Annotated in this window: 25 protein-coding genes and 2 tRNA genes; 17 read left to right on the forward strand and 10 right to left on the reverse strand. The window is 62.1% G+C overall.

The genetic code is table 11. The features are described from left to right. Window positions 1-2: 2 nt before the first annotated feature. A complete protein-coding gene (locus BM059_RS13785) occupies window positions 3-929 on the reverse strand; it encodes a LysR family transcriptional regulator (RefSeq protein ID WP_037005014.1) in 927 nt (308 codons plus the stop codon). A gap of 77 nt (window positions 930-1,006) precedes the next feature. Here BM059_RS13785 and BM059_RS13790 point away from each other — a divergent pair, with 77 nt between their 5' ends. The 4 genes from BM059_RS13790 (at window position 1,007) to rarD (ending at window position 4,035) form a co-directional block, all read left to right on the forward strand. Beyond that, on the forward strand, window positions 1,007-1,321 hold the full coding sequence (locus BM059_RS13790) for a 3-phosphoglycerate kinase (RefSeq protein WP_074939308.1): 315 nt from the start codon (window positions 1,007-1,009) through the stop codon (window positions 1,319-1,321). Window positions 1,322-1,456: 135 nt separating this feature from the next. Beyond that, window positions 1,457-2,056, forward strand: coding sequence for an FMN-dependent NADH-azoreductase (locus BM059_RS13795; RefSeq protein ID WP_074939309.1), 600 nt, complete (start codon window positions 1,457-1,459; stop codon window positions 2,054-2,056). A gap of 201 nt (window positions 2,057-2,257) precedes the next feature. Next, window positions 2,258-3,130: a carboxylate/amino acid/amine transporter gene (locus BM059_RS13800; protein WP_074939310.1), complete on the forward strand. Its 873-nt coding sequence runs from the start codon at window positions 2,258-2,260 to the stop codon at window positions 3,128-3,130. Beyond that, window positions 3,130-4,035 carry an EamA family transporter RarD gene (gene rarD / locus BM059_RS13805; protein ID WP_074939311.1) on the forward strand — a complete coding sequence of 302 codons (906 nt, stop codon included), beginning with the start codon at window positions 3,130-3,132 and terminating at the stop codon, window positions 4,033-4,035. The genes BM059_RS13800 and rarD overlap by 1 nt, the downstream gene beginning before the upstream one ends. On the opposite strand, the gene BM059_RS13810 is transcribed toward rarD, so the two are convergent. Next, window positions 4,022-4,600, reverse strand: coding sequence for a dihydrofolate reductase family protein (locus BM059_RS13810; RefSeq protein ID WP_074939312.1), 579 nt, complete (start codon window positions 4,598-4,600; stop codon window positions 4,022-4,024). The two genes, rarD and BM059_RS13810, sit on opposite strands and share 14 nt — an antisense overlap. A 220-nt stretch (window positions 4,601-4,820) precedes the next feature. On the opposite strand from BM059_RS13810, the gene BM059_RS13815 reads away from it, so the two are divergent. Beyond that, entirely contained in the window at window positions 4,821-6,146 is a 1,326-nt protein-coding gene (locus tag BM059_RS13815; protein WP_037005001.1) for a DEAD/DEAH box helicase, read from the forward strand. Window positions 6,147-6,220: 74 nt separating this feature from the next. Here the strand turns inward: BM059_RS13815 and BM059_RS13820 are convergent, their stop codons facing one another. Together BM059_RS13820 and BM059_RS13825 are read right to left on the reverse strand one after the other, a co-directional pair. Next, window positions 6,221-8,056, reverse strand: a complete 1,836-nt coding sequence (locus BM059_RS13820; RefSeq protein WP_074939313.1) for an ABC transporter ATP-binding protein — start codon at window positions 8,054-8,056, stop codon at window positions 6,221-6,223. Between the two features lie 45 nt (window positions 8,057-8,101). Continuing rightward, window positions 8,102-9,166, reverse strand: coding sequence for a metal-dependent hydrolase (locus BM059_RS13825; RefSeq protein ID WP_074939314.1), 1,065 nt, complete (start codon window positions 9,164-9,166; stop codon window positions 8,102-8,104). Window positions 9,167-9,297: 131 nt separating this feature from the next. On the opposite strand from BM059_RS13825, the gene arfB reads away from it, so the two are divergent. Then, window positions 9,298-9,711: an alternative ribosome rescue aminoacyl-tRNA hydrolase ArfB gene (arfB, locus tag BM059_RS13830; protein ID WP_074676758.1), complete on the forward strand. Its 414-nt coding sequence runs from the start codon at window positions 9,298-9,300 to the stop codon at window positions 9,709-9,711. A gap of 121 nt (window positions 9,712-9,832) precedes the next feature. On the opposite strand, the gene BM059_RS13835 is transcribed toward arfB, so the two are convergent. Beyond that, complete coding sequence (locus tag BM059_RS13835) at window positions 9,833-10,297, reverse strand: methylglyoxal synthase (RefSeq protein ID WP_037004995.1); 465 nt, start codon at window positions 10,295-10,297, stop codon at window positions 9,833-9,835. A gap of 13 nt (window positions 10,298-10,310) precedes the next feature. Further along, the gene (gene gap / locus BM059_RS13840) at window positions 10,311-11,312 is read right to left on the reverse strand and encodes a type I glyceraldehyde-3-phosphate dehydrogenase (protein WP_037004993.1); all 1,002 of its coding nucleotides are present in this window, start codon (window positions 11,310-11,312) and stop codon (window positions 10,311-10,313) included. A 130-nt stretch (window positions 11,313-11,442) separates the two neighbouring features. Between gap and edd the strand changes: the two genes are divergently transcribed. Then, a complete protein-coding gene (gene edd, locus BM059_RS13845; protein ID WP_074939315.1) occupies window positions 11,443-13,266 on the forward strand; it encodes a phosphogluconate dehydratase in 1,824 nt (607 codons plus the stop codon). A gap of 96 nt (window positions 13,267-13,362) precedes the next feature. Here the strand turns inward: edd and rdgC are convergent, their stop codons facing one another. Further along, complete coding sequence (rdgC, locus tag BM059_RS13850; protein WP_037004988.1) at window positions 13,363-14,283, reverse strand: recombination-associated protein RdgC; 921 nt, start codon at window positions 14,281-14,283, stop codon at window positions 13,363-13,365. 297 nt (window positions 14,284-14,580) lie between these two features. On the opposite strand from rdgC, the gene BM059_RS13855 reads away from it, so the two are divergent. The 4 genes from BM059_RS13855 to BM059_RS13870 all read left to right on the forward strand — a co-directional run bounded on the left by BM059_RS13855 (window position 14,581) and on the right by BM059_RS13870 (window position 16,433). After that, window positions 14,581-14,656 (forward strand) — tRNA-Val (locus BM059_RS13855). Window positions 14,657-14,671: 15 nt separating this feature from the next. Further along, window positions 14,672-14,748: transfer RNA gene (locus tag BM059_RS13860), tRNA-Asp, on the forward strand. Between the two features lie 186 nt (window positions 14,749-14,934). Beyond that, a complete protein-coding gene (locus BM059_RS13865) occupies window positions 14,935-15,654 on the forward strand; it encodes a BamJ family beta-barrel-assembly machinery protein (RefSeq protein WP_037004987.1) in 720 nt (239 codons plus the stop codon). 335 nt (window positions 15,655-15,989) lie between these two features. After that, complete coding sequence (locus BM059_RS13870) at window positions 15,990-16,433, forward strand: YkvA family protein (RefSeq protein ID WP_074939316.1); 444 nt, start codon at window positions 15,990-15,992, stop codon at window positions 16,431-16,433. Here the strand turns inward: BM059_RS13870 and BM059_RS13875 are convergent. Beyond that, entirely contained in the window at window positions 16,384-17,154 is a 771-nt protein-coding gene (locus tag BM059_RS13875; RefSeq protein ID WP_244154410.1) for a substrate-binding periplasmic protein, read from the reverse strand. The genes BM059_RS13870 and BM059_RS13875 overlap by 50 nt on opposite strands. A 172-nt stretch (window positions 17,155-17,326) precedes the next feature. Here BM059_RS13875 and BM059_RS13880 point away from each other — a divergent pair, with 172 nt between their 5' ends. From BM059_RS13880 to BM059_RS13890, 3 genes are read left to right on the forward strand one after another with little or no spacing between them, the layout of a single operon-like run. After that, a complete protein-coding gene (locus tag BM059_RS13880) occupies window positions 17,327-17,650 on the forward strand; it encodes a helix-turn-helix domain-containing protein (protein WP_074939318.1) in 324 nt (107 codons plus the stop codon). After that, complete coding sequence (locus BM059_RS13885; protein ID WP_037004981.1) at window positions 17,647-18,012, forward strand: hypothetical protein; 366 nt, start codon at window positions 17,647-17,649, stop codon at window positions 18,010-18,012. The genes BM059_RS13880 and BM059_RS13885 overlap by 4 nt, the downstream gene beginning before the upstream one ends. Further along, window positions 18,005-18,490 carry an SEL1-like repeat protein gene (locus tag BM059_RS13890; protein ID WP_074939319.1) on the forward strand — a complete coding sequence of 162 codons (486 nt, stop codon included), beginning with the start codon at window positions 18,005-18,007 and terminating at the stop codon, window positions 18,488-18,490. Before BM059_RS13885 ends, BM059_RS13890 begins: the two co-directional genes overlap by 8 nt. On the opposite strand, the gene BM059_RS13895 is transcribed toward BM059_RS13890, so the two are convergent. Together BM059_RS13895 and BM059_RS13900 are read right to left on the reverse strand one after the other, a co-directional pair. Then, entirely contained in the window at window positions 18,479-20,233 is a 1,755-nt protein-coding gene (locus BM059_RS13895) for a bifunctional diguanylate cyclase/phosphodiesterase (protein WP_074939321.1), read from the reverse strand. The two genes, BM059_RS13890 and BM059_RS13895, sit on opposite strands and share 12 nt — an antisense overlap. Window positions 20,234-20,331: 98 nt before the next feature. Beyond that, window positions 20,332-22,413: a carboxy terminal-processing peptidase gene (locus BM059_RS13900; protein WP_167364574.1), complete on the reverse strand. Its 2,082-nt coding sequence runs from the start codon at window positions 22,411-22,413 to the stop codon at window positions 20,332-20,334. 128 nt (window positions 22,414-22,541) lie between these two features. On the opposite strand from BM059_RS13900, the gene BM059_RS13905 reads away from it, so the two are divergent. The 3 genes from BM059_RS13905 (at window position 22,542) to ahpF (ending at window position 25,933) form a co-directional block, all read left to right on the forward strand. After that, window positions 22,542-23,504 (forward strand): zinc-binding dehydrogenase, encoded by a 963-nt coding sequence (locus BM059_RS13905; RefSeq protein WP_074939324.1) that lies wholly within the window; start codon window positions 22,542-22,544, stop codon window positions 23,502-23,504. A 155-nt stretch (window positions 23,505-23,659) separates the two neighbouring features. Next, window positions 23,660-24,223: an alkyl hydroperoxide reductase subunit C gene (ahpC, locus tag BM059_RS13910; protein WP_037004971.1), complete on the forward strand. Its 564-nt coding sequence runs from the start codon at window positions 23,660-23,662 to the stop codon at window positions 24,221-24,223. Between the two features lie 153 nt (window positions 24,224-24,376). Next, the gene (gene ahpF, locus BM059_RS13915; RefSeq protein ID WP_074939326.1) at window positions 24,377-25,933 is read left to right on the forward strand and encodes an alkyl hydroperoxide reductase subunit F; all 1,557 of its coding nucleotides are present in this window, start codon (window positions 24,377-24,379) and stop codon (window positions 25,931-25,933) included. The last annotated feature ends 109 nt before the right edge of the window (window positions 25,934-26,042 follow it).

Raw genomic sequence — 26,042 nt, forward strand, 5'->3', positions numbered from 1 at the left:
TCTCAGTTGGTCGACTGCGGTGCGGCGAAGGGCGCATCCAGAGGGGCAGCGTCGAAGTTCTTGATCAGCTCGATGAGAATTTGCGTGGCCGGGCCCAGTACACGGTCCTTGTTGCTGTAGAGGAAGAAGCGCGGATTGCGGATGGCGCCCTGGCCCAACGGCAGGGGTTTGAGCAGGCCCTCCTGCACTTCGCGGACGATCAGGTGGCGTGGCAGCCAGGCGAAGCCCAGGCCGCTACTGACGAAGGTGCGTGCGGTCGGCAGGCTGCCTACCGTCCAGCGCTGTTCCGCGCCCAGCCAGCCGGCGTCGCGTGGTTGCAGGCGGCCGGAGTCACGGGTGACCACCTGCATATGGCCTTCCAGGTCCTGAAAACTCAGCTCACGTTGCAGGCGGTGCAGCGGATGTTCCGGGTTGGCGACGGCGACGAATTCCACTTCGCCCAGCTCGATGCCGAGGTGGCCGGTGATGTTCAGGGCACTTATCGCAAGGTCGGCAGTGCCTTCGAGCAGCACTTCCTCGACCCCGGACAGCACCTCTTCGCGCAGGCGTACGCGGCAGCCGCGACTCTGCGGCATGAAGGCGGTTAGGGCGCGAACGATATTGGCGGTGGGGTAGGCGGCATCCACCACCAGGCGTACTTCGGCTTCCCAGCCCTGTTCCATGTGATGAGCTAGGTCTTCCAGCTGGCTGGCCTGTTTGACCAGTTGCCGCGAGCGGCGCAGCAGCACGTCGCCAGCCTCGGTGAGCACGGCCTTGCGGCCGTCGATGCGCAGCAGCGGTACGCCGAGTTGTTCCTGCATGCGTGCCACGGTATAGCTGACCGAGGACTGCGAGCGGTGCAGCACGTCGGCGGCCTGGGCGAAGCCGCCCTGATCCACCACGGCCTGCAGCGTGCGCCATTGATCCAGGGTTACGCGAGGAGCTTTCATTACATCATCCTGCCTGAGTCGGCTGTTATCGCCGACGATCTCCACCTACACTGGCGATCCCATGTTGGAGAGCACCGATGAAAAAAATAATCTGCTTGCTGTTCGCCTGTGTGCCGTTGGCTGCCCATGCCTACCCCATCGAGGTGGAAAAACAGTTCAATGGCGCCGAGGTCTCCGCCACCACCCAGGAAATCGACCACAACATGGCGGCGCTGATGCTCTACAACTACGGCCAGAGCGAAGCCGAGTGCAGTGCCGTGTTCCAGAATGGCCCCGAGGCACCGCGCATCCGGCGTACCGTGTTGGCGCCTGGCGCCAGCAACAACATGGCGGTCAAGTTCACCCGTAGCGTGATTCGTCTGCGGATCAAGCTGACCTGTAACCTGAAGTGATGAAAGCCTAGATGCGACCAGTCGATAAATCAAATTAGTCGATATATGTAAGCGGATATTTACGCTTTTTAATCGAAAGTAGCATCTCTATTCTTTGCTCCATCGACTCTTGTTCACCTCGATGGAGCCTCAGACATGTCCCGTATTCTCGTAATCGAAAGCAGCGCCCGCCAGCAAGGTTCGGTCTCCCGCGAGCTGACCCAGCAATTCATCGCCAATTGGCAGACTGCGCACCCGGCTGACCAGATCCAGGTACGTGACCTGGCGGCTGAGCCGGTGCCGCACCTCGACGCCACCCTGCTGGGTGGCTGGATGACCCCGAGCGAGCAGCAGAGCGACGCCGAGAAAGCTGCCCTGGCGCGTTCCAATCAACTGACCGATGAGCTGCTGGCTGCTGATGTGCTGGTGTTGGCTGCGCCGATGTACAACTTCGCCATCCCCAGCACCCTCAAGGCCTGGCTGGACCACGTACTGCGTGCTGGCGTCACCTTCAAGTACACCGATACCGGCCCGCAGGGCCTGCTGACCGGCAAGCGTGCCTTCGTGCTCACCGCCCGAGGCGGCATTTATGCCGGCAGCGGCCTCGATCATCAGGAACCCTACTTGCGCCAGGCGCTGGCCTTCATCGGTATCCACGACGTCCAGTTCATCCATGCCGAAGGCCTGAACATGGGCGCCGAGTTCAGCGAAAAAGGGCTGGCCCAGGCCAAGGCCAAGCTGGCTGAAGTGGCCTGATCCGACACTCTCCTGGCGCCTGGGCTCCTGGGCGCTCCTGCCGGGCATTGCGCAAGCAATGACCGGCTTTTTTACGTGGCTCTGGCGACGCGCTCTTGTCCAGTGACGACGGCTTGCACATGAGGCCGATGGGGTTCGCCAGCTGTCGATTGTACGTCCGTGACGAACGCGCTAAGGTCGCCGCCTGTTCCTGAGGTGACCATGCGCTATCTGTTGATCGTGACCCTGCTGTGGGCTGTTTCCTTCAGCCTGATCGGTGAGTACCTGGCCGGTCGGGTCGACAGCTACTTCGCGGTGCTGACGCGCATCGTCATCGCCGGTCTGCTGTTCGTGCCGCTGACCCGTTGGCGCGGACATGCCCCGGCCTTCGTGCGCGGCATGCTGCTGATCGGCGCGCTGCAGTTCGGCATCACCTACGTCTGCCTGTACCTCAGCTTCTCGGTGCTGACCGTGCCGGAAGTGCTGCTATTCACCATCCTCACGCCGCTGCACGTGACGCTGATCGAGGATGCCCTGAACCGCAGGTTCAACCCTTGGGCGCTAGTCGCCGCCCTCGTCGCGGTGTTCGGGGCGGGGATCATTCGCTACGACGGTATCAGCAGCGGCTTCATGCTCGGTTTCGTATTGCTGCAGATCGCCAACTTCACCTTCGCTGCCGGGCAGGTGCTGTACAAGCATCTGTTGCTCAAACATCCTTCGAGTGAACCACAGTACCGGCGCTTCGGCTTCTTCTACCTGGGCGCGTTGCTGATCGCGCTGCCCGCGTTCCTGCTGCTGGGTAACGGCGAGCGTCTGCCGAGCACCCCGTTGCAGTGGGGAGTGCTGGCCTGGCTCGGCGTGGTGGCGTCCGGCCTTGGTCTGTACTGGTGGAACAAGGGCGCAAGCCTGGTCGATGGCGGCACCCTGGCGGTGATGAACAATGCGCTGGTGCCGGCAGGATTACTGGTCAATCTGCTGATCTGGAATCACGACGCCGATCTGCTACGCCTGGCCCTGGGCGGTGCCGTGATCGCGGCGTCGCTGCCGCTGGTCAATCTGGGGCGTGCGCGCCGCACGCCTGCCGAGGTGCACTGATGCAACTGTCCGGGCGTGGTGTGGCGCTGTCGGTCGGCGCCTCGGTGCTGTTCGCCGTGCTGCCAGGCTACGTGCAGTGGCTGACGCCGCTCGATGGCGTGCAGATATTCGCTCAGCGCGTGCTCTGGTCTATTCCTTTGGTCCTGCTGCTGGTGGTGCTGGCACGGCAGACCACTTTGCTGCGCGAGACCTTCGTGCGCTTGCGTCGCGAGCCGCTGCTGTTGGCTGCCTGCCCAGTGGCGGCGGCGCTGATCGGCGTGCAGTGGGGGCTGTTTCTCTGGGCGCCGCTGGCAGGGCATATGCTGGAAGTGTCCATGGGCTACTTCCTCCTGCCACTGGCGATGGTGCTGACCGGCCGGCTGTTCTATGGCGAGCGCCTGCGCCCGCTGCAGCGCCTGGCAGTGACCTGCGCCATGCTCGGCGTGCTGCACGAGCTGTGGCGTACCCAGGCGTTCTCCTGGCTGACGCTGATCACCGCGCTGGGGTATCCGCCTTACTTCATGCTGCGTCGTTGGATGCGCCTGGATGCGCTGTCCGGTTTCGTGCTGGAGATGCTGATGCTGGCGCCGTTGGCGATCTGGCTGATCGTCACCTACGGTCCCGTCGGTGCATTTGCCGAGCGTCCGCTGCTGTGGCTGCTGGTGCCGGTGATGGCGTTGATCGGTACGCTGGCGTTCGCTGCATACATGGCCTCCAGTCGGCTTCTACCCTTGGGGCTATTCGGCATTCTTAGCTATGTCGAGCCGGTGCTGTTGTTCGCCGTGGCGCTACTGGTGCTGGGCGAGACCTTCGATGCGGGGCAATGGTTGACCTACCTGCCGATCTGGGTGGCTGTGCTGCTGGTCGGTTGGGACAGCGCTCGGCTGCTGCGCAAGCAGCAGCGCGAGAACCTCAGGCCGCGTTGATACGCGGCGCGGGGATCTGCCTTGGCAGGCTAACCTGCTTCTGCACCTGATAGTGCACCTGCAGCGTGCCGCTGGTGAAGCGGCGTTGGTCGCTCAGCGTCAGACTGCGTTCCATGCCGGTCGCCAGCATTGGAATACCGGCACCGAGCAGGTGCGGCACCAGGTTGATCACCACTTCGTCGATCAGCCCGGCGGTGTAGCAGTTTCCTGCCAGCAGGCTGCCGCCGACCAACCAGATACGCTGGAAACCGGCCTCGTTCAGTGCTACCACGGCTTGTGCGGGTGTGCAGTGAGTCAGCTGGATTTCATCCGTGGCACGCGGCAGGGCGAGGCGCGTCAGCACCACGCAGGGCTTGCCGGGATAGGGCCAGGGGCCGCCGCGCTTGAGCAGCGCCTCGTAGGTGCCACGACCCATCAGCAGGGCATCGATACCGGAGTAGAAGTACTGAAAGGCGTACTCTTCATCGGCCTTGCGCAGTGAATCGAACCAGTCGAGGCGGCCATCGGGGCGAGCGATGTAGCCATCAAGACTGGAAGTGACGTGATAGATCAGTGACGGGTTCATCATTGCACCTCGAGGGGGCCATCTGAAAATTGGAGTGGTGCCACCGAGACAAGTTCTTCGCGCGCCTTACCGCTTGTCGGCAGATAGTGCACTTCTAAGGCCCGTTTCACTGGCGGATGGTGCCTACTCCGAACGTGGAATATGCAAAGAAATTCGGCCCCGACGGCGGAAACCGTTAGGCTATGCACCGTTTTGTCGATTTCTTTGAGGTAGTGCCCCCGTGTTTGCCCAATTCGCCCTGCATGAACGCCTGCTGAAAGCCGTGGCCGAGCTTAATTTCGTCGAGCCAACTCCGGTGCAGGCGGCAGCGATTCCGCCTGCGCTGGAGGGCAAGGACCTGCGGGTGATCGCCCAGACCGGCAGCGGTAAGACCGCCGCCTTCGTCCTGCCGTTGCTCAATCGCCTGCTCGGTGATGGCAACTCCAAGCAGCGTCTGAGCATTCGTGCGTTGATCCTGCTGCCGACCCGCGAGTTGGCCCAGCAGACGCTCAAGGAAGTCGAGCGCTTCGGCCAGTTCACCTTCCTCAAGGCCGGTCTGGTGACCGGTGGCGAGGACTTCAAGGTGCAAGCCGCGATGATGCGCAAGATCGATATTCTGATCGGTACGCCTGGCCGTCTGATCGAGCACGCCAACGCCGGTAACCTGCCGCTGGACGAGGTTGAAGTGCTGGTGTTCGACGAGGCCGACCGCATGCTCGACATGGGCTTCGCCGAGGACGCCCAGCGCCTGGCCGAGGCCTGCGGCCCGCACCAGACCCTGCTGTTTTCTGCCACCACTGGCGGCAACGGCCTGCGCGAGATGGTCGCCAAGGTGCTCAAGGATCCACAGCACCTGATGCTCAACAGCGTCAGCCAGCTCAATGAGGGTACCCGTCAGCAGATCATCACGGCCGACCACAACTACCACAAGGAACAACTGGTCGACTGGTTGCTGACCAACGAGGCCTACGACAAGGCCATCGTCTTCACCAACACCCGTGTGCAGGCCGACCGTCTCTACGGCAAGCTGGTGACCGCTGGAGTCAAGGCGTTCGTGCTGCATGGCGAGAAGGACCAGAAGGATCGCAAGCTGGCCATCGACCGTCTGCGCCAGGGTGCGGTCAAGGTGCTGGTGGCCACGGATGTGGCGGCGCGCGGCCTGGACGTCGAAGGCCTGGATCTGGTGATCAACTTCGACATGCCGCGCTCCGGTGACGAGTACGTGCACCGCATCGGTCGTACCGGCCGTGCTGGTGGCGAGGGTCTGGCCGTATCGCTGATCTGCCATACCGACTGGAACCTGATGTCGAGCATCGAACGCTACCTCAAGCAGCGTTTCGAGCGCCGTACCATCAAGGAACTCAAGGGCGTTTACCAGGGGCCGAAGAACCTCAAGGCGTCTGGTAAGGCTGCTGGCAGCAAGAAGAAAAAGACCGAGAAGAAAGACCCGAAGAAGGCCAGTGCATCCAAGCGCAAGACCGGTCCACGTCCGGCTGGCAAGCCTTCTGTGCTGGTCAGCGCCGACGGCAGCGCGCCGCTCAAGCGCAAGAAGCCGGCTGCGGAGTAGTTCTGCTGGGCTAATATAGCTTCGTTTAGGCACAGTCTGCCCCCTCTCCCATTTATGGGAGAGGGGCGTTCCCGTTATTCCACCCCGACGAAACCACCGGTCTGGTGCTGCCACAGGCGTGCATACAGGCCGCCACGGGCGATCAGCTCGGCGTGGGTGCCGGTTTCGATGACCTGCCCCTGGTCGATCACCACCAGGCGATCCATCCGCGCGATGGTCGACAGGCGGTGGGCGATGGCGATTACCGTCTTGCCTTCCATCAGGCTGTCCAGGCTCTCCTGAATGGCCGCTTCAACTTCTGAATCCAGCGCCGAGGTGGCTTCGTCCAGCACCAGGATCGGCGCGTCCTTGAGCAGCACGCGGGCGATGGCAATGCGCTGGCGCTGACCGCCGGACAGTTTCACGCCGCGCTCGCCCACCTGCGCATCCATGCCGCGCCCGCCCTGGCTGTCATCGAGCGTAGGGATGAAGGCATCGGCGCGCGCCTTGCGTACCGCTTCCCAGAGTTCGTCGTCGCTGGCAGCGGGCTTGCCGTAACGCAGGTTGTCGCGAATCGAACGATGTAGAAGCGAGGTGTCCTGGGTCACCACACCGATATTGGCGCGCAGGCTCTCCTGGGTCACCGTGGCGATATCCTGATCGTCGATCAGGATCCTGCCGCTTTCCAGGTCGTATAGGCGCAGCAGCAGATTGACCAGGGTCGACTTGCCGGCGCCGGACGGGCCGACCAAGCCGATCTTTTCGCCAGGACGAATATCGATGCTGAGGCCGGCGATCACGCCGCCGCGCTTACCGTAGTGGAAGTGGATGTCGTCGAAGCGCACGCCGCCATGCTGCACCTGGATCGGCTTGGCATCGTCGCGGTCGAGCACCTGGCGTGGTTGAACGATGCTTTGCATGCCGTCCTGCACGGTGCCGACGTTCTCGAAAATGCCGTTGACCACCCACATGATCCATTCGGCCATGTTGTTGATGCGAATCACCAGGCCCAGCGCCAGGGCGATAGCGCCAGTGGTGATCTGTGCCTGGCTCCATAACCACAAGGCCAGAGCACCGGTGCCAACGATCAGCATGCCGTTGAGGCAGGTGATCAGGAAGTCCAGCGCGGTGATGGTGCGCGATTGCCGGCGGAATTTGTCGAGCAGGTCCTGCATGGCTTCACGGGCGTAGCTTTCTTCCTCCTGTGAGTGAGCGAACAGCTTGAGCGTGGCGATGTTGCTGTAGCCATCGACCACCCGACCCATGACCTTGGAGCGCGCCGAGGACGCCGCAGCGGAGCGCGCTTTGATGCGCGGCACGAAGTACCACAGCGCCGCGCTGTAACCGACGATCCACAAGGCCAGCGGCACCACCAGGCGCAGGTCGGCGGCGGCGAACAGGTACAGCGCGCTGCCGGCATAGACCACCACATGCCACAGTGCGTCGATTACCTGCATCGCCGAGTCGCGCAATGAGGGGCCGGTCTGCATCACGCGCTGGGCGATGCGGCCGGCGAAGTCGTTCTGGAAGAAGCTCAGGCTCTGCTTGAGCACGTAGCGGTGGTTCTGCCAGCGGATCAGGTTGGTCAGGCCCGGATTGACCGCCTGGTGAGTGAGCAGGTTATGCAGACCGAACACCACGGGGCGGATGATCAGCGCCACCAGCAGCATCCACAGCAGTGCGTTTCGATGCTCGCTGAAGAAGCTGCTGGCATCCGTGCTGGCCTGGGCCATGTCGATCAATTGGCCGAGGAAACTGAACAGTGCCACTTCGATCAATGCGGCGAAGAAGCCAATCACCAGCACGGCCAGCATCAGCGGCCACACCTTTTTCAGGTAGTGGCCGTAGAAGCGCAGCATGCCGGTTGGCGGGGCGACGTCGGGGCTGGGCTTGAAGACGTCGATCAGGGATTCGAAGCGGCGAAACAACATTGCAGGCGTCCTGCCTCGGAAGAGGAAACCCCGATAGTAACGCCGTTACTGCGAGCGAGTCTCAGTTAAAAATGGTTTCTGTAGCTCGCCGGCCCAGGCCAGCAGTGGCACTTTCAGTTCGGGCTGCCAGATGCGTTTGAACAGCAGGACCAGGTGTTCGGCCTCGCCACGCTCGAAGGGCAGGCGGTCGATGGGATCGTGGACCTGCCATTTGTTGTCCTGCAGGTGAGCGAAGTCGAAGCGGAAGGGATGAAAGCCGGTCATGCCCAGGCGCAGATCGGTGACGATCAAGTGCCCATCAACCTGGTCGTAGCGCAGCATGCCGCCGGTGAACCAATCCAGCCGTTGGTGCATGAGCGAGCCCGTCAGTTGCGCGCGCAGGTGCGTGCCGCGCGGCAAACGTTGCAGTTGCGGCGGTTCGTCATCGAACCAGCCGACCAGCGCTTCGTGGTAATCCTCGCCATCGAGCACGATGACGCGCCAGAGCAGGGTGTTGAGCGGCGTCGGTGTGGTGAACAGCTGTTCGGCCTGGATGCCCTGGCGCGCCAGCTCGCGCTCCACACGCTGCTCGGCCATGAATTTGCCGGCCAGGCTGAAGCCGATGTACAGCGTCGATACCGTCAGCGCTACGGCGGGTATGCGCCAACTCTGTTCGCGTAGCCCGGTGAACAGGCTGATCACCACTGCAGCGATCAACGGCACGGTATACAGCGGGTCGATGATGAACAGGCTGGACCAGGCCGTGGGTGTCGGCATCAGCGGCCAGAACAGCTGGGTTCCGTAGCTGGTGAAGGCGTCCAGCAGTGGGTGGGTGATCAGCACCAGCCATAGCGTCAGCAACAGGCGATTGGCCGAGTAGCCGGGATGAGGGCGAAAGCGCCTGGCCAGCCAGGTCAGTAGCAGGGCAAAGCCGCTGAGGACGAACAGCGAGTGGCTGAAACCGCGGTGGTAGGTCATGTTGGCCACGGCATCGCCGTATTCCATGACCACGTCCAGATCGGGAACGGTCGCGAGCATCGCTCCGTAGAGCAGCGCCTTGCGGCCCTGCCAGCGACCGAGCAACGCGCCCTGGATGCTGGCGCCGAGTACCGCCTGGGTTATGGAGTCCATCGAATGCTTCCGGAAAATGACAGGCCGCTACGTTAGCCGAGGCGCCGAGGGAATGCCGTGGGGAAATTTCAAGCAAAGATTACAGCTGTGGCGGGTATCCTGATGGCCATGAGCGTCAAGAAATCATGGCCATGCTGATCGTCTCCAACAGTGTTCACCTTCCCGATGAAGAAATCGAGTTGACCGCCATCCGTGCCCAGGGCGCTGGCGGGCAGAACGTCAACAAGGTGTCCAGTGCGGTGCATCTGCGTTTCGATAGTCAGGCTTCGTCGCTGCCGCCCTTTTACAAGGAGCGCCTGCTGACGCTTGCCGACAGCCGTATCACCGCTGATGGAGTGGTGATCATCAAGGCGCAGCAGTACCGCACCCAGGAGCAGAATCGCGCCGACGCTCTCGAGCGTCTTGCCGAGTTGATTCGCAGTGCCGGCAAGGTGGAAAAGAAGCGCCGCCCGACCAAGCCGACCCTCGGCTCGAAAAAGCGCCGCCTGGATGGCAAGAGCAAGCGCGGAGCGATCAAGGCGGGGCGGGGCAAGGTGGATTTCTAGCCGCGTGCCTGCAGTCAGGTGCAGCGGAGGATAACGGCAGCGTTACGTAGGGTGCGCCGTGCGCACCTGAACGATGGCTGCTGCTCCCCGGTGCGCACTGCCTAGGTTGCCCCGCGACATCCTAGCCGCGTGCTGCCAGATAAGCCTGGTAGTCGGGAATACGGTACTCGTGCTGCTGCTCCAGCAGGCTGCTGCTGAGCAGGTAGTCGGCACTGCTTTCGTTGCAGGCGACCGGGATGTTCCACACCGCCGCTACACGCAGCAGGGCTTTGATGTCCGGGTCGTGTGGCTGCGGCTCGAAGGGGTCCCAGAAGAACACCAGCATGTCCACGCGCTGTTCGGCGATGCGCGCGCCGATCTGTTGGTCGCCGCCCAGCGGGCCGCTGATCATGCTTTCCACCGGTAGCCCCAGGCGTTTGCTCAGCAGCAGGCCGGTGGTACCGGTGGCCACCAGCTCATGGCGAGCAAGCTTGTTGCGCTGACGTTCGCACCAGTCCAGCAGGAAGCCTTTGCAGTGATCATGCGCCACCAGGGCGATACGTTTGCGCGCCGGCAGTTGTGCGTGGGTGAAGCTGATACGGCTCATCGAGCCTCCTCTTTCAGTGCAGGCGGGCCAGGACCAGGCAGTTGTCCAGCATGCGATTGGAGAAACCCCATTCGTTGTCATACCAGGCCATGACCTTGAGCAGCTTGCCGCTGACCTTGGTGTGGTTGGCGTCGAAGATCGAGGACAGCGGGTTATGGTTGAAGTCGCAGGACACCAACGGCAGTGCGTTGTAGCCCAGCACCGGCGACTGCTCGCTGGCGGCCTTGAGGAGGGCGTTGACTTCCTCGGCAGTGGTCTCGCGCTTGACCTGCAGGGTCAGGTCGACCAGCGATACGTTGATCACCGGCACCCGTACCGCCATACCGGTGAGCTTGCCGGCCAGTTCCGGCAGCACCAGGCCGACCGCCTCGGCAGCGCCGGTCTTGGTCGGGATCATCGATTGGGTCGCCGAGCGCGCGCGGTACAAATCGCTGTGGTAAACGTCGGAAAGGTTCTGGTCGTTGGTGTAGGCGTGGATGGTGGTCATCAAACCCTGCTCGATGCCCAGCTCGCGATGCAGCGCCTGCGCGACCGGCGCCAGGCAGTTGGTGGTGCAGGAGGCGTTGGAGATGATCTGCATGTCAGGCGTCAGCACCTGCTCGTTGACGCCATATACCACGGTGGCGTCGGCGCCCTTGGCGGGCGCGGAGATCAGAACCTTGCGTGCGCCGGCCGCCAGGTGTGCAGCGGCCTTATCGCGCTCGGTAAACAGCCCGGTGCATTCCAGCACGACATCGACTTGATGGGTCTTCCAGGGCAGTTCTGCCGGGTTGCGAATGGCGCTGACTGCAATGCGATCACCCTTGATCCACAGACTTTCACCGTCGACCTTAACCTCTTCGGGGAAGTGGCCGTGGACGCTGTCGTATTGCAGCAGGTGCGCGTTGATGGCGCTGTCGCCCAGGTCGTTGATAGCCACGACCTGCAGGTGCTGGCGATAATTCTGGGTATAGAGTGCGCGTAGCACGTTGCGGCCGATGCGGCCGAAGCCATTGATGGCGATTCGTAGTGTCATGGCGAGGGTCTCGTGAATTTGTTGTTAGAATTACAAGATTATTCCCATTGCTCTAGAAATCAAGCCCGCCGAGTGGCAGTATTTTGTTGTAAATACGAACAGACGCTAGTTGCTAGCCTGGAGACTCCCCATGCATCCCCGCGTTGTTGAAGTTACCGAACGTCTTGTCGAGCGCAGCCGCGCTACGCGTCAACGCTACCTTGAGATGATCCGTGCGGCCGCCAGCGAAGGGCCGCAGCGTGGCAAACTGCAGTGCGCCAACTTCGCCCACGGCGTGGCCGGCTGCAGTGGTCACGACAAGCAGACGCTGCGCCTGATGGATGCGGCCAACGTGGCCATCGTTTCGGCTTACAACGACATGTTGTCGGCGCATCAGCCTTACGAGACCTTCCCCGAACAGATCAAGCAGGCCCTGCGTGACCTGGGTTCGGTGGGCCAGTTCGCCGGCGGCGTACCGGCCATGTGCGATGGCGTTACCCAGGGCGAGCCAGGCATGGAGCTGGGTATTGCCAGTCGCGAGGTGATCGCCATGTCCACCGCTGTGGCGCTGTCGCACAACATGTTCGATGCCGCGCTGTATCTGGGCGTGTGCGACAAGATAGTGCCGGGCCTGGTGATGGGGGCGCTGCGTTTCGGTCATCTGCCGTCCATGTTCGTGCCGGCCGGGCCGATGACTTCGGGGTTGTCCAACAAGGAGAAAGCCGACGTGCGCCAGCGTTACGCAGAAGGCAAGGCGACCCGCGACGAGCTGCTGGCGGCGGAAATGGCCGCTTACCACGGGCCGGGTACCTGCACTTTCTACGGCACCGCCAACACCAACCAGTTGTTGATGGAAGTGATGGGCCTGCACCTGCCGGGCGCCTCCTTCATCAATCCGGGCACGCCCCTGCGTGATGCGCTGACCCGCGAAGCCGCGCAGCAGGTCACGCGGCTGACCAAGCAGAGTGGCCAGTTCATGCCCATTGGCGAGATCGTCGACGAGCGCTGCCTGGTCAACTCCATCGTCGCCCTGCATGCCACTGGCGGCTCCACCAACCACACCCTGCACATGCCGGCCATCGCCCGCGCCGCCGGCATCCTGCTGACCTGGCAGGATATGGCTGATCTGTCCGAGGTGGTGCCGACCCTGGCGCACGTCTATCCCAATGGCAAGGCCGACATCAATCACTTCCAGGCCGCTGGCGGCATGGCCTTCCTGATCCGCGAGCTGCTTGAAGCCGGATTGCTGCATGAGGAGGTCAATACCGTGGTTGGGCGCGGCTTGTCGCGCTACACCCAGGAGCCATTCCTCGAAGAGGGCAAGCTGGTCTGGCGCGACGGGCCGACCGAGAGCCTGGAGGAGAGTGTGCTGCGTCCCGTGGCGCGACCGTTCTCGGCAGAAGGCGGCCTGCGCCTGATGCAGGGCAACCTGGGGCGCGGGGTGATGAAGGTGTCCGCAGTTGCGCCGGAACATCAGATCGTGGAAGCACCGGCGCTGGTTTTCGAGGACCAGTTGGATCTGGTCGAAGCCTTCAAGGCCGGCAAACTGGAGCGCGACTTCGTCGCCGTGGTGCGTTTCCAGGGCCCGCGCAGCAATGGGATGCCGGAGCTGCACAAGATGACGCCTTACCTGGGCGTGCTGCAGGATCGCGGTTTCAAAGTGGCGCTGGTGACCGATGGGCGCATGTCCGGTGCTTCGGGCAAGATCCCGGCAGCCATCCACGTCTGCCCGGAATCTTTCGATGGCGGGCCGCTGGCGCGGGTGCGCGATGGTGACCTGATCCGTGTCGATGGCCGGGCCGGTGAACTGCTGCTGCAGGTCGACGAGGCCGAGTTCGCCTCGCGCCAGCCGGCAGCACGGCCTGCTCCGGCCAGTGGTTGTGGGCGCGAACTGTTCGCCTTCATGCGCCAAAACTTCAGCACGGCGGAGCAGGGCGCCAGTGCCTTTACCGAGAGCCTCGAGTCGCTGACCTGAGCGGGTAGGGTGGACAACGCGAAGCTTGTCCACCGTCGGTCCGAACGGTGGATGAAAAAAGCGTCAGCTGCGCGCCCCGATCCACCCTACGGGTCATTAGATCCCCTGCGGAATCTCTTCGCCACCGAGTGCGCTGAACAGCTCCGGCAGGAACTCCACCAGGGTCATCATCATCAGGATGAAGCTGGCGTCCTGCTGAGCCAGGGCGTCGTCACCGCCGTCCTGTTCGGCCTGCTCCTGCAGCACGTCTTCGAAGCGCAGGCGCTTGATGGTCAGCTTGTCGTCGAGCACGAAGGACAGTTTGTCCTGCCAGGCCAGCGACAGCTGTGTGACCTGCTTGCCAGTGGAGAGGTGCAGCTGGATTTCCTCGCTGGTCAGGTCCTGGCGCTTGCAGCGCACCACGCCGCCGTCTTCATGGGTGTCGCGCAGCTCGCACTCGTCGAGCACGAAGAAGCCTTCGGCGGCGCTCTGGTTCTTCAGCCAGTCGGTCAGGGTGGCGGTCGGCGCGATTTTCACCGACAGCGGGCGTACCGGCAGCGAGCCGATGGCTTCGCGCAGGGTGGAGAGCAGGTCTTCGGCCTTCTTGGCGCTGGCGCTGTCGACCAGGATCAGGCCCTGTTTCGGCGCGATGGCGGCGAAGGTGCCGGATTTGCGGATGAACGCGCGCGGCAGGAAGGCCTGGACGATCTCGTCTTTGATCTGGTCGCGCTCTTTCTTGTACACCTTGCGCATCTGGGTGTTCTCGATCTCGTCGACCTTCTCCTTAAGCGCGTCACGCACCACCGAACCCGGCAGGATGCGTTCTTCCTTGCGTGCGCCGATCAGCAGGAAGTCGCCGCTGACGTGCACCAGTGGTGCATCGGCACCTTTGCCGAAGGGGGCGGTGAAACCGTAGGTGGTCAGCTCCTGGCTGGCGCAGGGACGTGCCGGCTTGCTGGACAGTGCTGTCTCCAGCGCTTCGGCGTCGAAAGGGATGTCCTGGGTGAGGCGGTAGACCAGCAGGTTACGAAACCACATGAGCGGGTGACTCTCCATTGATGATGAAGTCGCGGGGGTGGCGCCATCCTTGGGCTCTCTCGAGCCGGCGCGCAGCGACGGATGAAGGTGGCGGGCCATCAACAGGATCATGATCGGTCCGCCGGCACAGAGCGCGCATTATTCTCCGCTGACGTGCTCAGGCCAACCCTGACAACGAGCCGCTGAGGAAATTCGCTGGTCTCGCCTAAGTTCTTGCTGCGTCGGTAAATTTTTTTGCGAAGAGGGCTTGCCAAGGTCAGGATCGCTCTCTAGAATGCGCCCCACTTCGAGAGTGAAGGGTGATTAGCTCAGCCGGGAGAGCATCTGCCTTACAAGCAGAGGGTCGGCGGTTCGATCCCGTCATCACCCACCAATCTCGCAGTTACGCGCAGCGGTAGTTCAGTCGGTTAGAATACCGGCCTGTCACGCCGGGGGTCGCGGGTTCGAGTCCCGTCCGCTGCGCCATTCTTTTCCTCGCTTCATCCCCTCCTGTGACAACCTCTCGGCATTCGCCGAAATCTTCAAAAAATCCTTTGTTTGCTTGAACTTATGCGCATTGCTCGGCTCCTATGCCGTAGCCAGTGATTGCAGCGTACTGCTAAGCTCGCGCTTTCACACGACGGCCTTCGGGCGCATCTACAAGGAACAAGCATGAAACAGCATCGTTTGGCGGCGGCGGTTGCCCTGGTGGGCCTGGTGCTTGCCGGTTGCGATTCGCAAACCAGCGAAGTCGAACTCAAGAGCCCGGCGCAGAAAGCCTCCTATGGCATCGGCCTGAACATGGGGCGCAGCCTGTCCGAAGAGGGCATGGATGATCTGGATTCCAAGGCCGTCGCTCAGGGTATCGAGGACGCGCTGGCGAAGAAGGAGCCGCGCATCAAGGACGAAGAGATGGTTGAGGCCTTCTCCTTCCTGCAAAACCGTGCGCAAGAGCGCATGACTGCGCTGAACAAGGAAGCCGCTGAAGCCGGCAAGAAATTCCTCGAAGAGAACGGCAAGCGTGAGGGTGTCGTCACCACCGCTTCCGGTCTGCAATACGAAGTGATCAAGAAGGCCGACGGTGCTCAGCCCAAGGAAAGTGACGTAGTGACTGTTCACTACGAAGGCAAGCTCACCGATGGCAGCGTGTTCGACAGCTCCGTCGCCCGTGGCAGCCCCATCGACCTGCCGGTTGGTGGCGTGATTCCGGGCTGGGTGGAAGGTCTGCAGCTGATGCACGTTGGCGAGAAGTACAAGCTGTACATCCCCAGCGAGCTGGCTTATGGCGAGCAGAGCCCGTCCCCGGCAATTCCGGCCAACTCGGTACTGGTATTCGATCTGGAACTGATCGCTATCAAGGATCAGGCTGCTGCCGAGCCGACCGAGCAGTAACACTTGCTGTTCGATGACAACGCCCCGTCTTGACGGGGCGTTGTCGTTTCTGGGCTTGGCCAGCAGGTTCGTGGTGCTCGGAGTGTTACGCTTATGCACATCATGGGAAACATTCCTAACAAGTCCGCACTACCGTTGCAAGCTTTCTATGTCAATCAGCAACTTGTTGATTTTCATGGATTTTATATGCTGTATAAAAAATATCCGATCTAAGCCGGGGCCCCATGCCACGGGGCTTTGATAAGCTTGTCGAAAGTCTTTGCACAGATTTATCCACAGCTTCGGTGGATAAGCGAGGCAAGCCCCGATAGCGCCTGGCTTGCCGAGGAGGTCGAATGAAAGCGCCGTGGAAACTGACGCGTTACCTGCCGCTGGCTGCCCGCTTTCTGCGCGAGGGTCGCTTGCCTGAGTTGCTCCGTGCACTCGGTGACAAGCGTACGCCGCAAGGGCAACGCTTCGCCGCACTCAAGGAAGACCTGCAGCTGCTGCGTGCACTCAGCCTGGCCTGGTTCAAGGGTGAGTACCGGCAGATCAGCAATCAGGCGTTGCTGATGGTGGTAGCGGCATTGCTGTACTTCATCACCCCATTCGATGCCATTCCAGACTGGTTGGTCGGCATTGGTTTCGTCGATGATCTGGCTGTGCTGGCCTGGGTGATGCGTACCTGGCATGGCGAGCTGGAAGCCTTCAAGGCATGGCGCGACAAGCAGAGCCCCGAGCGCCTGGCGCTCATTGAGCATCTGCCGAATGCTGAACGGGTCGATCCGTTGCACTCCTGAGCGCTTCATCCAGCCATTGTTCGATCAGGTGTTGGTCGAGTAGCTCCTGCAGCAGGGCGTCCAGTTGCTCCGCTGGAATGGGCAGATGGCGGCTGTAGGCACAGTAGACCTGATAGCGTTGCACCACCCAGGGGCTGAAACGCAGTTGCATCTGTGGGTGCTGAGCGAGCTTGTAGGCCAGGTTGCGCTGCATGTCGATCACGGCGCTCAGGCGGTCTTTGTCGAGCATGTGCAGGCTGGTATCGAGGTCGCGTACGTCCTGTCTGCTGACCTTGCCGGTGGCGAAGGCGCCCATCAATGGCTGGCTGTAGGTGTAGCCGAGGCTGGTGCCAAGCACCTTGCCGTAAAGACTGGTAAGGCCAGTCAGCTCTGGCTGGTCCATCCGCTGCAGCAGTACGTCTTCTTCGTCATACAGGGCCGGTGACCAGTGATACTGCTGCGGTTGGCTGACCCACTCGGGGTTGGTGTTACAGACCAGGTGCAGGCGGCCCTGTTGCAGGTAGGGTTCCAAACGATTGTTGGGGGTTTCGAGAAACTCGACGGGCAGTGCGAAGCGTTTGCTGATTTCCTGGCTGAGGTGATACGCCAGCCCATGCTTTACCTGCTGCTGGGCCAGGCCCACATAAGGCATGGTGTCGGCTGGGCCGTAACCCCACATCAGACCTTCGGCGCTACAGAGGCTGCTTAGCAGCCCGAGCGACAATGCGCAGAACCTTCGCAAGGCGACTCCCCACTGCAGGTTTACGGGGTCGTTCCCGCGCGACAGGGCTGTGGGAACCGTGCTTGAGACCTTGGCAGTATAGATCACGCTCCGAGCGGCAGACGCCTGTTAAGATGGCCGCTTGCAAGGAAGGGGTCGAGGTTGTCGGCCCTGCGTTCCAACGGAGAGACTCATGAGTGTGCAAATCATTGCCCGCGATGGTGAACCGGAATACGCGGTGCTGCCCTGGGCCGATTATCAGGCCCTGTTGCAGGCTGCAGGTCACCAGCCCGTGGTGGCAGTCAAGGCTGCCGTGCCGACTGCAGAGGCCCAGCGACCAGGGCTCGAGCAACTTCGCGTGTTGCGAGAGGACAAGGGCCTGGCGGCGGAGAGCCTGGCGCGCAGCGTCGGTATCAGCCCGCATTACCTGGCGATGATCGAGAGTGGCGAGCGCCAACCCGATGCTGCGATTCTGCGCTCGCTGGCCTGGGAGTTGGGGCTGGAGGGCTGGTCTTGAGCGTTCGCATCAGTCGTCATCATTGGCAGGCCTTGCTGACGGCGCTGGACGACGCTCGTCGTCAGCGTCATCTGCTCACCTATCGGGCACTGATCGAGCGACTCGATCTGCCAACTCCAGCCATGCAGACCCTTACAGCTGCACTGGAGCACCTGGCCGCACTGGATGCCCGCGCCGAGCGCCCGTTGCGCAGCGCCCTGGTCATCAGCCAGGGAGCCAGCCGCCTGCCGCGTACCGGATTTTTCGACTGCGTGATGCGCCTGGGGCGCTTCAGCGGCGCTTCCGACGGTGTGGCCGCTGCCTCCTGGCATGCAGCCGAGGTGGTCAGGGTGTTCGAATTCGATTACCCCGCCGATGTCTAGGTGGCTCTGGCAGTTGCGCGCGCGACTGGGCTACTGGCTGGCCCGGCGTCTGTTTCATTGGCCAGCGGCGCTGCGACAGCCGCGTCTGTGGCAATGGATGCAGGGTCAGTACGGGCGCATGGCCAATCTTGGTGATACCCAGGCGCAGGGCTTCTATGGGCATATTCTGCTGTTTCGCGGCCAGGGTCTGGGTGCGCGCGAGGAGGGGCTGAGGCTGTTGCGCCTGGCGGCCAATAGTGGCGACGGCAAGGCCGCCTATCAGTTGGGCGTGCAATCCTTGCAGGGCGATACCCGCCAGGCGCCGGATGCCGCGCAGGCAGTGCGATGGTGGGAGATGGCCCTGGCGGCCGAACATCCTCTGGCGACCAGCCGACTGAGCCAACTCTATCGCGACGGTGCGCCGGGGCTGGAGCCAGACCTGCAAGCTGCTGAGCGCTATGCCGCCCTGGCGGCCGAGGCTACCCGCTCAGGCCGTTGAGCCCTCGAGAATATGCAGGCTATAGCCGGGAATGGCCTTGGCCTGACGTTTGGCTTCGGAAGCCAGCTCAGCCAGGCGTGAGGCGTCGAGCAGCGCGCAATGTTCCGCTTTTACGTGCACTACGCCGATCGAGAGTGATAGCAGCGCATATTCCTGGCGTTGTCCGTGGCGATTATGGGCGATGAAGCAGCCGGCCTGGAGGTGCTCGTCGCGATAGAAGCGTCGGCACTGATTCTGAAAGTCCTCGATCAGTTTGCTGAGCTTGTCGCGCCAATCGGGCGAGCCGAGCACCAACATGAAGTCGTCACCACCGATATGCCCGACGAAGTCGCGGGCCGGATCGACCCGGTCGTTCAGGCATTGCGCCAGGCATAGCAGTACCTCATCGCCCTTGGCATAGCCGTAGAGATCGTTGAAGGGTTTGAAGCTATCGAGATCCACGTAGCACACCGCGGCTTCGCGCTGCTGTTGCAACAAGCGGCCCAGGCATTGCTGGATGGGTACGTTGCCCGGTAGCAGCGTAAGCGGGTTGGCGTGACGCGCCTGCTGCAATTTCTGCTCGGTGATCAGCTTGAGGACGTCGATAACCCTGCCCAGGCCCAAATAACGTCCGCCCTGGATGATGATGAAGTCTTCCTCGATGCGCTGGCGTGCACGGCTGGTGAGCAGGCGACTGACCTTCTGCAGGGACTGCGTCAGCTCCACGGCGAGAAAGTCCTGGCTCATCAGGCGGCTGATGGGTTTGCGTGCGAACAGATCGGTGGCGAAGGGCTTGAGCAGGGCTTCGGACAGCGAATGGCGGTGGACGATACCGACTGGTTGGCGCTGCGTGTCCAATACGGCCAGGGAGTTCAGGTTGGCCTGGGCGCGGAAGATATCCAGCACTTCGGCGATGGCCGTGTGCTGATCGACAGCGGGTTGCTCGTTGAGCAGGGCACTGAGGTCATGGCTGTCTTCACTGAGGCTGGCCTGGCTGCTCTGCACCTTGGGCAGCATTTGACGGGCATCGCGTGGTGGCTTTTCCTGCGGCCTGCTGAGCAGGTAGCCCTGCACCAGGTCGACACCCATCTCCGCCAGGACGGCCAGCTCTTCGGGCAGTTCGATGCCTTCGGCGATCACCTGAGCCCGTGAGGCGTCGGCCATCTTCAGGATCGAGCCGACAAACTCGCGCTTCACTGCGTCCTGGTGGATGCCGTCGATGAAGTGGCGGTCGATCTTCACATAGTCGGGGCGCAGCTCCGACCACAGACGCAGGCTGGAGTAGCCAGCGCCCAGGTCGTCCAGGGCAATGGAAAACCCCATGGCGCGGTAGTGATGCAGCGCATTGTCGAGCAGGGCGAAGTCTTCGGTGGGCGACTGCTCAGTGAGTTCGATCACCACTTGGCTGGGTGGAATACCGAAAGCCTGGAGCAACTTCAGGGTGCGTCCTGGCTGGTGGCTGGGGTCAAGCAGCGACTCTGGCGAGACGTTGAGAAACAGCTTGCCCTCCAGGCCCAGTGCGCTGAAACCCTTGCAGGCGCTCTTGCGGCAAGCCATTTCCAGTTCGCTCAGGCGACCGGCATGACGCGCCACGGCGAATAGCGTCAGAGGTGAGTGCAGCGGGCTGTTGGACGGGCCGCGGGTCAGTGCCTCATAGCCGAGAATGCGCTGTTCGGACAGCGAGACGATAGGCTGGAACAGGCTGCTGAGGTCGCCGTGAGCGAGGATCTTCCCCAGTGCGCTCAACTGCTCGGTGACGGTCATGGTGTGCTCGATCTGCCGGAAACGAAAGGGCCGGCTTTTGGCCGGCCCTTCATTTCACGACAGTTCGATGACGATTTGATGACGCTAGTGGAATCGCCTCAATGCACCGCTAGCGAGGGGTTCAGCCCCAGGTAGTCGAGCAGGATGCGGCCGGATTCTGCCAGGTAAGCATCATCTTCGGGTGTGCTCTTCTCGTCGGCGACTGGCAACGCGTCCTCGTCTTCTTTCTCCAGCTCCTTGAGTGGCTCCTCGCCCTTGGCCTGGCGGCGGTTGTTCTCCAGTGCCAGCTGTTTGGCCTCGACGTCCGCCTGGCGTGCACGACGGGTCTGCTCGTTGAGGCTGACAGTGGTTTCTGCCATCAGCTTCTTGGCCAGGGTCAGGCGGTCGCGGGTGAAGACGAAGTCCGGGTCCTTGGCCGTGCGCTGGTCGTGACGAGCTTTCAGTTCGCTGAGGAAGGGTTTGATCGGATCCAGCTCGGGGGTGATCGCTGGGCGGATGCTGTCCCAGGGCAGGGCGGCGGGCAGGGCGCTTTCGCCGATGTCCTTGGTGTCCATGACGTCTGGGTAGGTGATGTCGGGGATCACGCCCTGGTGCTGGGTGCTCTGGCCGGAAACGCGGTAGAACTTGGCCAGGGTCAGTTTCAGTTCGCCATGGTTGAGCGGCTGAATGGTCTGCACGGTGCCCTTGCCGAAGGTCTGGCCACCGAGGATCAGCGCGCGGTGATAGTCCTGCATGGCACCGGCGAAAATCTCCGAGGCTGAGGCAGACAGGCGGTTGACCAGTACCGCCAGTGGGCCGTTGTAGTAGATGCCTTTGTTCTCGTCGGCAAGCACGTCGACGCGGCCGTCGGCGTTGCGTACCAGTACGGTGGGGCCTTGTTCGATGAACAGGCTGGTCAGCTCGGTGGCTTCCTGCAGCGAGCCACCACCGTTGTTACGCAGGTCGATGACCACACCGTCGACCTTCTCGGCTTGCAGCTCATCGAGCAGGCGTTTGACGTCACGGGTGGTGCTCTTGTAGTTCGGGTCGCCAGCGCGGAAGGCCTTGAAGTCCAGGTAGAAGGCCGGCAGTTCGATCACGCCGAGCTTGTAGTCACGGCCATCCTGGGTCAGGTGCAGCACTTTCTTCTTCGCTGCCTGTTCTTCGAGCTTGACCGCCTCACGGGTGATGGTGACCACCTTGCTGGTCTGGTCGCTGGGCGGGTTGCTTGCGGGAATCACTTCCAGGCGCACGGTGGAGCCTTTCGGGCCACGAATCAGCTTGACCACTTCGTCCAGACGCCAGCCGATGACGTCGACCATTTCGTCTTTGCCTTGAGCAACACCGACGATCTTGTCGGCCGGTGCAATTTGCTTGCTCTTCTCGGCCGGGCCGGCAGGCACCAGACGTACCACCTTGACGTGCTCGTTGTCGCTTTGCAGGACGGCACCAATGCCTTCCAGCGACAAGCTCATGTTGATGTCGAAGTTTTCCGCGTTATCCGGCGACAGATAGGTGGTGTGCGGGTCGTAGGTGGTGGCGAAGGCGTTGATGTAGGCCTGGAACACGTCCTCACCACGGGTCTGCTTGAGGCGCGCCAACTGGTTCTTGTAGCGCTTGGTCAGCAGCTCCTGGATGTCCTTGGTTTCCTTGCCGGCAATCTTCAGACGCAGCACTTCATCTTTGACACGTTTGCGCCACAGTTCGTCGAGTTCGGCGCGGTCTTTGGCCCAAGGCGCTTTCTCGCGATCGACCTGCAATTGTTCGTCGACAGTGAAGTCGATCTTGTCGACGCCTTTGCCCAGCTCCGCCAGCGCGTAGTTCAGGCGCTCTTCCATGCGGGTCAGGTGGCGGCGATAGAGGGTGAAGCCCGGCTCGAGGTCGCCGCTTTTCAGCAGGTCGTCGAACTTGGTGCGCCACTGGTTGAATTCGGCGATGTCGGCCGCAGTGAAGTAGCTGCGAGACGGATCGAGCAACTTCAGGTAGTTGTCATAGATCTGAATCGAACGTTCGTCGTTCAACGGCGGCTTGTTGTAGTGGTGGCGGCGTAGCAGCTCCACTACGTTGAGGCTGGCGATCACCTGCTCGCGGTCTGGCTGCAGATAGTCCCAACTGGTCGCTGTGGTGGTCTTGGCCGCCAGCGGCAGGGCACTGAAGCCGAGTACGAGGGCGAGGGCGGTGCTTGCTAGAGATCGCTTCATGCTGATTCGACGTAGTGGCAGTTGATAACGCATATTAGGCCGTATCTGAGGGCGCCAGGTTCCGTTGGCGCTAGGCAAAAGCCCAGCGGTCAGCGCTGGGCTCGGTTCACTTGCACTATGGAGGCAGCATGAAGGCATTGCAAGGCGTCGAAGGGCGTGCGGAGTGGCTGGAACAACCGGCGCAGACCTGTGACGCAGGGCAGATTCGGGTGAAGGTGGCAGCCGCTGGGCTTAATCGGGCTGATCTGCTGCAGCGCGCCGGACTTTATCCACCGCCTCCAGGCGCGAGCCAGGCGCTGGGGCTGGAATGCTCCGGCGTCGTTATCGAGGTCGGTGCCGGTAGCGCCTGGCAGGTGGGTGATCGGGTCTGCTGTCTGCTTGCCGGCGGTGGTATGGCTGAAGAAGTGGTGCTCGATGCCCGCCACGCCATGCCGGTCCCCGAGGGGCTGAGCTTGGTAGAGGCGGCTGTGGTGCCGGAGGTGTATGCCACTGCCTGGCTCAACCTGTTCCAGCTCGGCGCCCTGCGTCCCGGTGAAAAAGTCCTGTTGCATGCCGGTGCCAGCGGTGTCGGCTCGGCGGCGATCCAGCTGTGCAAGGCGTTCGGTAACCCCTGCTGGGTCAGCGTCGGCTCGCCCGAGCGACTGGCCTACTGCGAAGCGCTCGGCGCCCAGGGTGGCGCTCTGCGTGGTGACGATCTGCAGGCGCTGCGCGATTTCGGGCCGTTCGACGTGATCCTCGATCCGGTTGGCGGGCAATATGCGGCGCTCAACCTTGAGTTGCTGGCCCGTGACGGGCGTTGGATCAATATCGGCCTGATGGGTGGTCGTGAGGCCACGCTGGACCTGGCTCTGGTGCTGGGCAAGCGCATCCAGCTGATCGGTTCGACCCTGCGCAACCGCGACGATCTGTTCAAGGCCGATCTGTTGCACGATCTGCAGCAGCAGGTGTGGCCGCTGTTCAGCGAAGGTCGATTGAAGCCGCAACTCGAGCGCAGTTTTGCCATCGAAGACAGTGAGACGGCGTTCGAGACACTCGCCGGTAATCAAGTCGCGGGTAAACTCGCTCTGCTGATTGACCCCAACCTGGCCTGAGCCAGGGCTGCAGCTCCCGCACGGCGAGGGCTGCAGCATCGATTGGTGCATTCAATCGATATCATGGTCGTAATCAATAAGCTTTTTTCCGTTAGGTAGCTAATATAGCGACCGTAGATTTTTAATCCTCACACAAACCTCATAAGGAGTCAGAGATGTCCCTCATCAACACTCAGGTTCAACCGTTCAAGGTCAACGCTTTCCACGCTGGCGAGTTCGTTGAAGTCACCGAGCAGTCCCTGCAGGGCAAGTGGTCCGTGCTGATCTTCATGCCGGCCGCCTTCACCTTCAACTGCCCGACTGAAATCGAAGACGCCGCCAACAACTACGCCGAGTTCCAGAAGGCCGGTGCCGAGGTCTACATCGTGACCACCGACACCCACTTCTCGCACAAGGTATGGCACGAAACTTCGCCGGCCGTTGGCAAGGCTCAGTTCCCGCTGATCGGTGACCCGACCCACCAGCTGACCAACGCTTTCGGCGTGCACATTCCGGAAGAAGGTCTGGCTCTGCGCGGCACCTTCATCATCAACCCGGAAGGCCAGATCAAGACCCTGGAAATCCACTCCAACGAAATCGCTCGTGATGTTTCCGAGACCCTGCGCAAGCTGAAAGCTGCTCAGTACACCGCCGCTAACCCGGGTCAGGTTTGCCCGGCCAAGTGGAAAGAAGGCGAAGCCACTCTGGCTCCGTCGCTGGACCTGGTTGGCAAGATCTAAATTTGCCGACTTCCTTTCCGGCCTGTCTCAGGTCGGAAAGGACCAACTCTGCGCTGTTTGGGCCATTTACCGGCCCTTGTGGTGCCCGATGCCCGGGCGCGATCCGTCCGGGCATTTTATTGCCCGAATTTTCGTATTTGAGGAATTTCCGCCATGTTGGACGCCAATCTTAAAGCCCAGTTGAAGGCCTACCTGGAAAAGGTCACCCTGCCGTTCGAGATCGTCGCGTCCCTCGATGACAGCGCGAAATCCCAGGAGCTGCTGGGCCTGCTCCAAGACATCGTCGGCCTGACCGACAAGATCACCCTGAAGACCGACGGCAGCGATGCCCGCCGCCCGTCGTTCTCGCTGGTGCGCCCCGGCGCAGATATTGGCCTGACGTTCGCCGGTATCCCTATGGGCCACGAGTTCACCTCGCTGGTGCTGGCGCTGCTGCAGGTCGGCGGTCATCCGTCCAAGCTGGATGCCGACACCATCGCGCAGATCAAGAGCATCGAAGGCTCGTTCGAGTTCGAGACCTACTTCTCGCTGAGCTGCCAGAACTGCCCGGACGTGGTTCAGGCGCTGAACCTGATGGCCGTGCTCAACCCCAATATCCGCAACGTCTCCATCGACGGTGCGCTGTTCCAGGAAGAGGTCGAGCGTCGCCAGATCATGGCCGTGCCGAGCATCTACCTGAACGGTGAGGTCTTCGCTTCCGGCCGTATGGACGTGAAGGAAATCCTCGCCAAGATCGACACCGGCGCGGCCAACCGCGACGCCGAGAAAATGAGTGCCAAGGAAGCCTTCGACGTGCTGGTGGTCGGCGGTGGCCCGGCCGGCGCTGCTGCGGCCATCTACGCTGCGCGTAAAGGCATCCGTACTGCGATTGCTGCCGAGCGTTTCGGTGGTCAGGTGCTCGACACCATGGCCATCGAGAACTTCATCTCGGTGAAAGAGACCGAAGGCCCGAAACTGGTGCGCGCCCTGGAAGAGCACGTCAAGGAGTACGAAGTCGACGTGATGAACCTGCAGCGTGCCTCGGCGCTGGTACCGGCCAGCAGCGAAGGTGGCTTGCATGAGGTGAAGTTCGAGAACGGCGCGTCGCTCAAGGCCAAGACCGTGATCCTCTCCACCGGCGCGCGCTGGCGCGAGATGGGCGTGCCTGGCGAGCAGGAATACAAGGCCAAGGGCGTGTGCTTCTGCCCGCACTGCGACGGCCCGCTGTTCAAGGGTAAGCGCGTGGCGGTGATCGGTGGTGGTAACTCTGGCGTCGAGGCAGCTATCGATCTGGCCGGTTTGGTAGCTCACGTCACCCTGCTGGAGTTCGCCGATACCCTGCGTGCCGATGCCGTGCTGCAGAAGAAGCTCTACAGCCTGCCCAACGTGACCGTGATCAAGAGCGCGCAGACCACCGAAGTCACCGGCGACGGTCAGAAGGTCAACGGCCTGGTGTACAAGGACCGCACCGCCGAGGAGCTGCACACCGTCGAGCTGGAAGGCATCTTCGTGCAGATCGGCCTGCTGCCCAACAGCGACTGGCTCAAGGGCAGCGTCGAGCTCAACCGCTTCGGCGAGATCATCGTCGATGCCAAGGGCGCGACCAATATCCCCGGCGTATTCGCTGCTGGTGACGTGACCACCGTGCCGTACAAGCAGATCGTCATCGCCATGGGCGAAGGCTCGAAGGCATCGCTGAGCGCCTTCGATCACCTGATTCGCCATAGCTGATCGGTTGCGGTAGAAATGAAAAGGCCACCCCTCGGGGTGGCCTTTGCGTTTAAAGGAATCCGTAGGAGCGAGCTCTGCTCGCGAACATCGCAATTCAAGCGATTCGCGA

The sequence above is a fragment of the Ectopseudomonas composti genome, assembly GCF_900115475.1.
In the GTDB taxonomy this organism is placed as follows: Bacteria; Pseudomonadota; Gammaproteobacteria; order Pseudomonadales; family Pseudomonadaceae; genus Aquipseudomonas; species Aquipseudomonas composti.

What these genes read in the sequence shown, in the direction of transcription:
- BM059_RS13785 (WP_037005014.1), bottom strand. Translation starts at nt 929, where the DNA reads ATGAAAGCTCCTCGCGTAACCCTGGATCAATGGCGCACGCTGCAGGCC.
- BM059_RS13790 (WP_074939308.1), top strand. Translation starts at nt 1,007, where the DNA reads ATGAAAAAAATAATCTGCTTGCTGTTCGCCTGTGTGCCGTTGGCTGCC.
- BM059_RS13795 (WP_074939309.1), top strand. Translation starts at nt 1,457, where the DNA reads ATGTCCCGTATTCTCGTAATCGAAAGCAGCGCCCGCCAGCAAGGTTCG.
- BM059_RS13800 (WP_074939310.1), top strand. Translation starts at nt 2,258, where the DNA reads ATGCGCTATCTGTTGATCGTGACCCTGCTGTGGGCTGTTTCCTTCAGC.
- rarD (WP_074939311.1), top strand. Translation starts at nt 3,130, where the DNA reads ATGCAACTGTCCGGGCGTGGTGTGGCGCTGTCGGTCGGCGCCTCGGTG.
- BM059_RS13810 (WP_074939312.1), bottom strand. Translation starts at nt 4,600, where the DNA reads ATGAACCCGTCACTGATCTATCACGTCACTTCCAGTCTTGATGGCTAC.
- BM059_RS13820 (WP_074939313.1), bottom strand. Translation starts at nt 8,056, where the DNA reads ATGTTGTTTCGCCGCTTCGAATCCCTGATCGACGTCTTCAAGCCCAGC.
- BM059_RS13825 (WP_074939314.1), bottom strand. Translation starts at nt 9,166, where the DNA reads ATGGACTCCATAACCCAGGCGGTACTCGGCGCCAGCATCCAGGGCGCG.
- arfB (WP_074676758.1), top strand. Translation starts at nt 9,298, where the DNA reads ATGCTGATCGTCTCCAACAGTGTTCACCTTCCCGATGAAGAAATCGAG.
- BM059_RS13835 (WP_037004995.1), bottom strand. Translation starts at nt 10,297, where the DNA reads ATGAGCCGTATCAGCTTCACCCACGCACAACTGCCGGCGCGCAAACGT.
- gap (WP_037004993.1), bottom strand. Translation starts at nt 11,312, where the DNA reads ATGACACTACGAATCGCCATCAATGGCTTCGGCCGCATCGGCCGCAAC.
- edd (WP_074939315.1), top strand. Translation starts at nt 11,443, where the DNA reads ATGCATCCCCGCGTTGTTGAAGTTACCGAACGTCTTGTCGAGCGCAGC.
- rdgC (WP_037004988.1), bottom strand. Translation starts at nt 14,283, where the DNA reads ATGTGGTTTCGTAACCTGCTGGTCTACCGCCTCACCCAGGACATCCCT.
- BM059_RS13865 (WP_037004987.1), top strand. Translation starts at nt 14,935, where the DNA reads ATGAAACAGCATCGTTTGGCGGCGGCGGTTGCCCTGGTGGGCCTGGTG.
- BM059_RS13870 (WP_074939316.1), top strand. Translation starts at nt 15,990, where the DNA reads ATGAAAGCGCCGTGGAAACTGACGCGTTACCTGCCGCTGGCTGCCCGC.
- BM059_RS13880 (WP_074939318.1), top strand. Translation starts at nt 17,327, where the DNA reads ATGAGTGTGCAAATCATTGCCCGCGATGGTGAACCGGAATACGCGGTG.
- BM059_RS13890 (WP_074939319.1), top strand. Translation starts at nt 18,005, where the DNA reads ATGTCTAGGTGGCTCTGGCAGTTGCGCGCGCGACTGGGCTACTGGCTG.
- BM059_RS13895 (WP_074939321.1), bottom strand. Translation starts at nt 20,233, where the DNA reads ATGACCGTCACCGAGCAGTTGAGCGCACTGGGGAAGATCCTCGCTCAC.
- BM059_RS13900 (WP_167364574.1), bottom strand. Translation starts at nt 22,413, where the DNA reads ATGAAGCGATCTCTAGCAAGCACCGCCCTCGCCCTCGTACTCGGCTTC.
- BM059_RS13905 (WP_074939324.1), top strand. Translation starts at nt 22,542, where the DNA reads ATGAAGGCATTGCAAGGCGTCGAAGGGCGTGCGGAGTGGCTGGAACAA.
- ahpC (WP_037004971.1), top strand. Translation starts at nt 23,660, where the DNA reads ATGTCCCTCATCAACACTCAGGTTCAACCGTTCAAGGTCAACGCTTTC.
- ahpF (WP_074939326.1), top strand. Translation starts at nt 24,377, where the DNA reads ATGTTGGACGCCAATCTTAAAGCCCAGTTGAAGGCCTACCTGGAAAAG.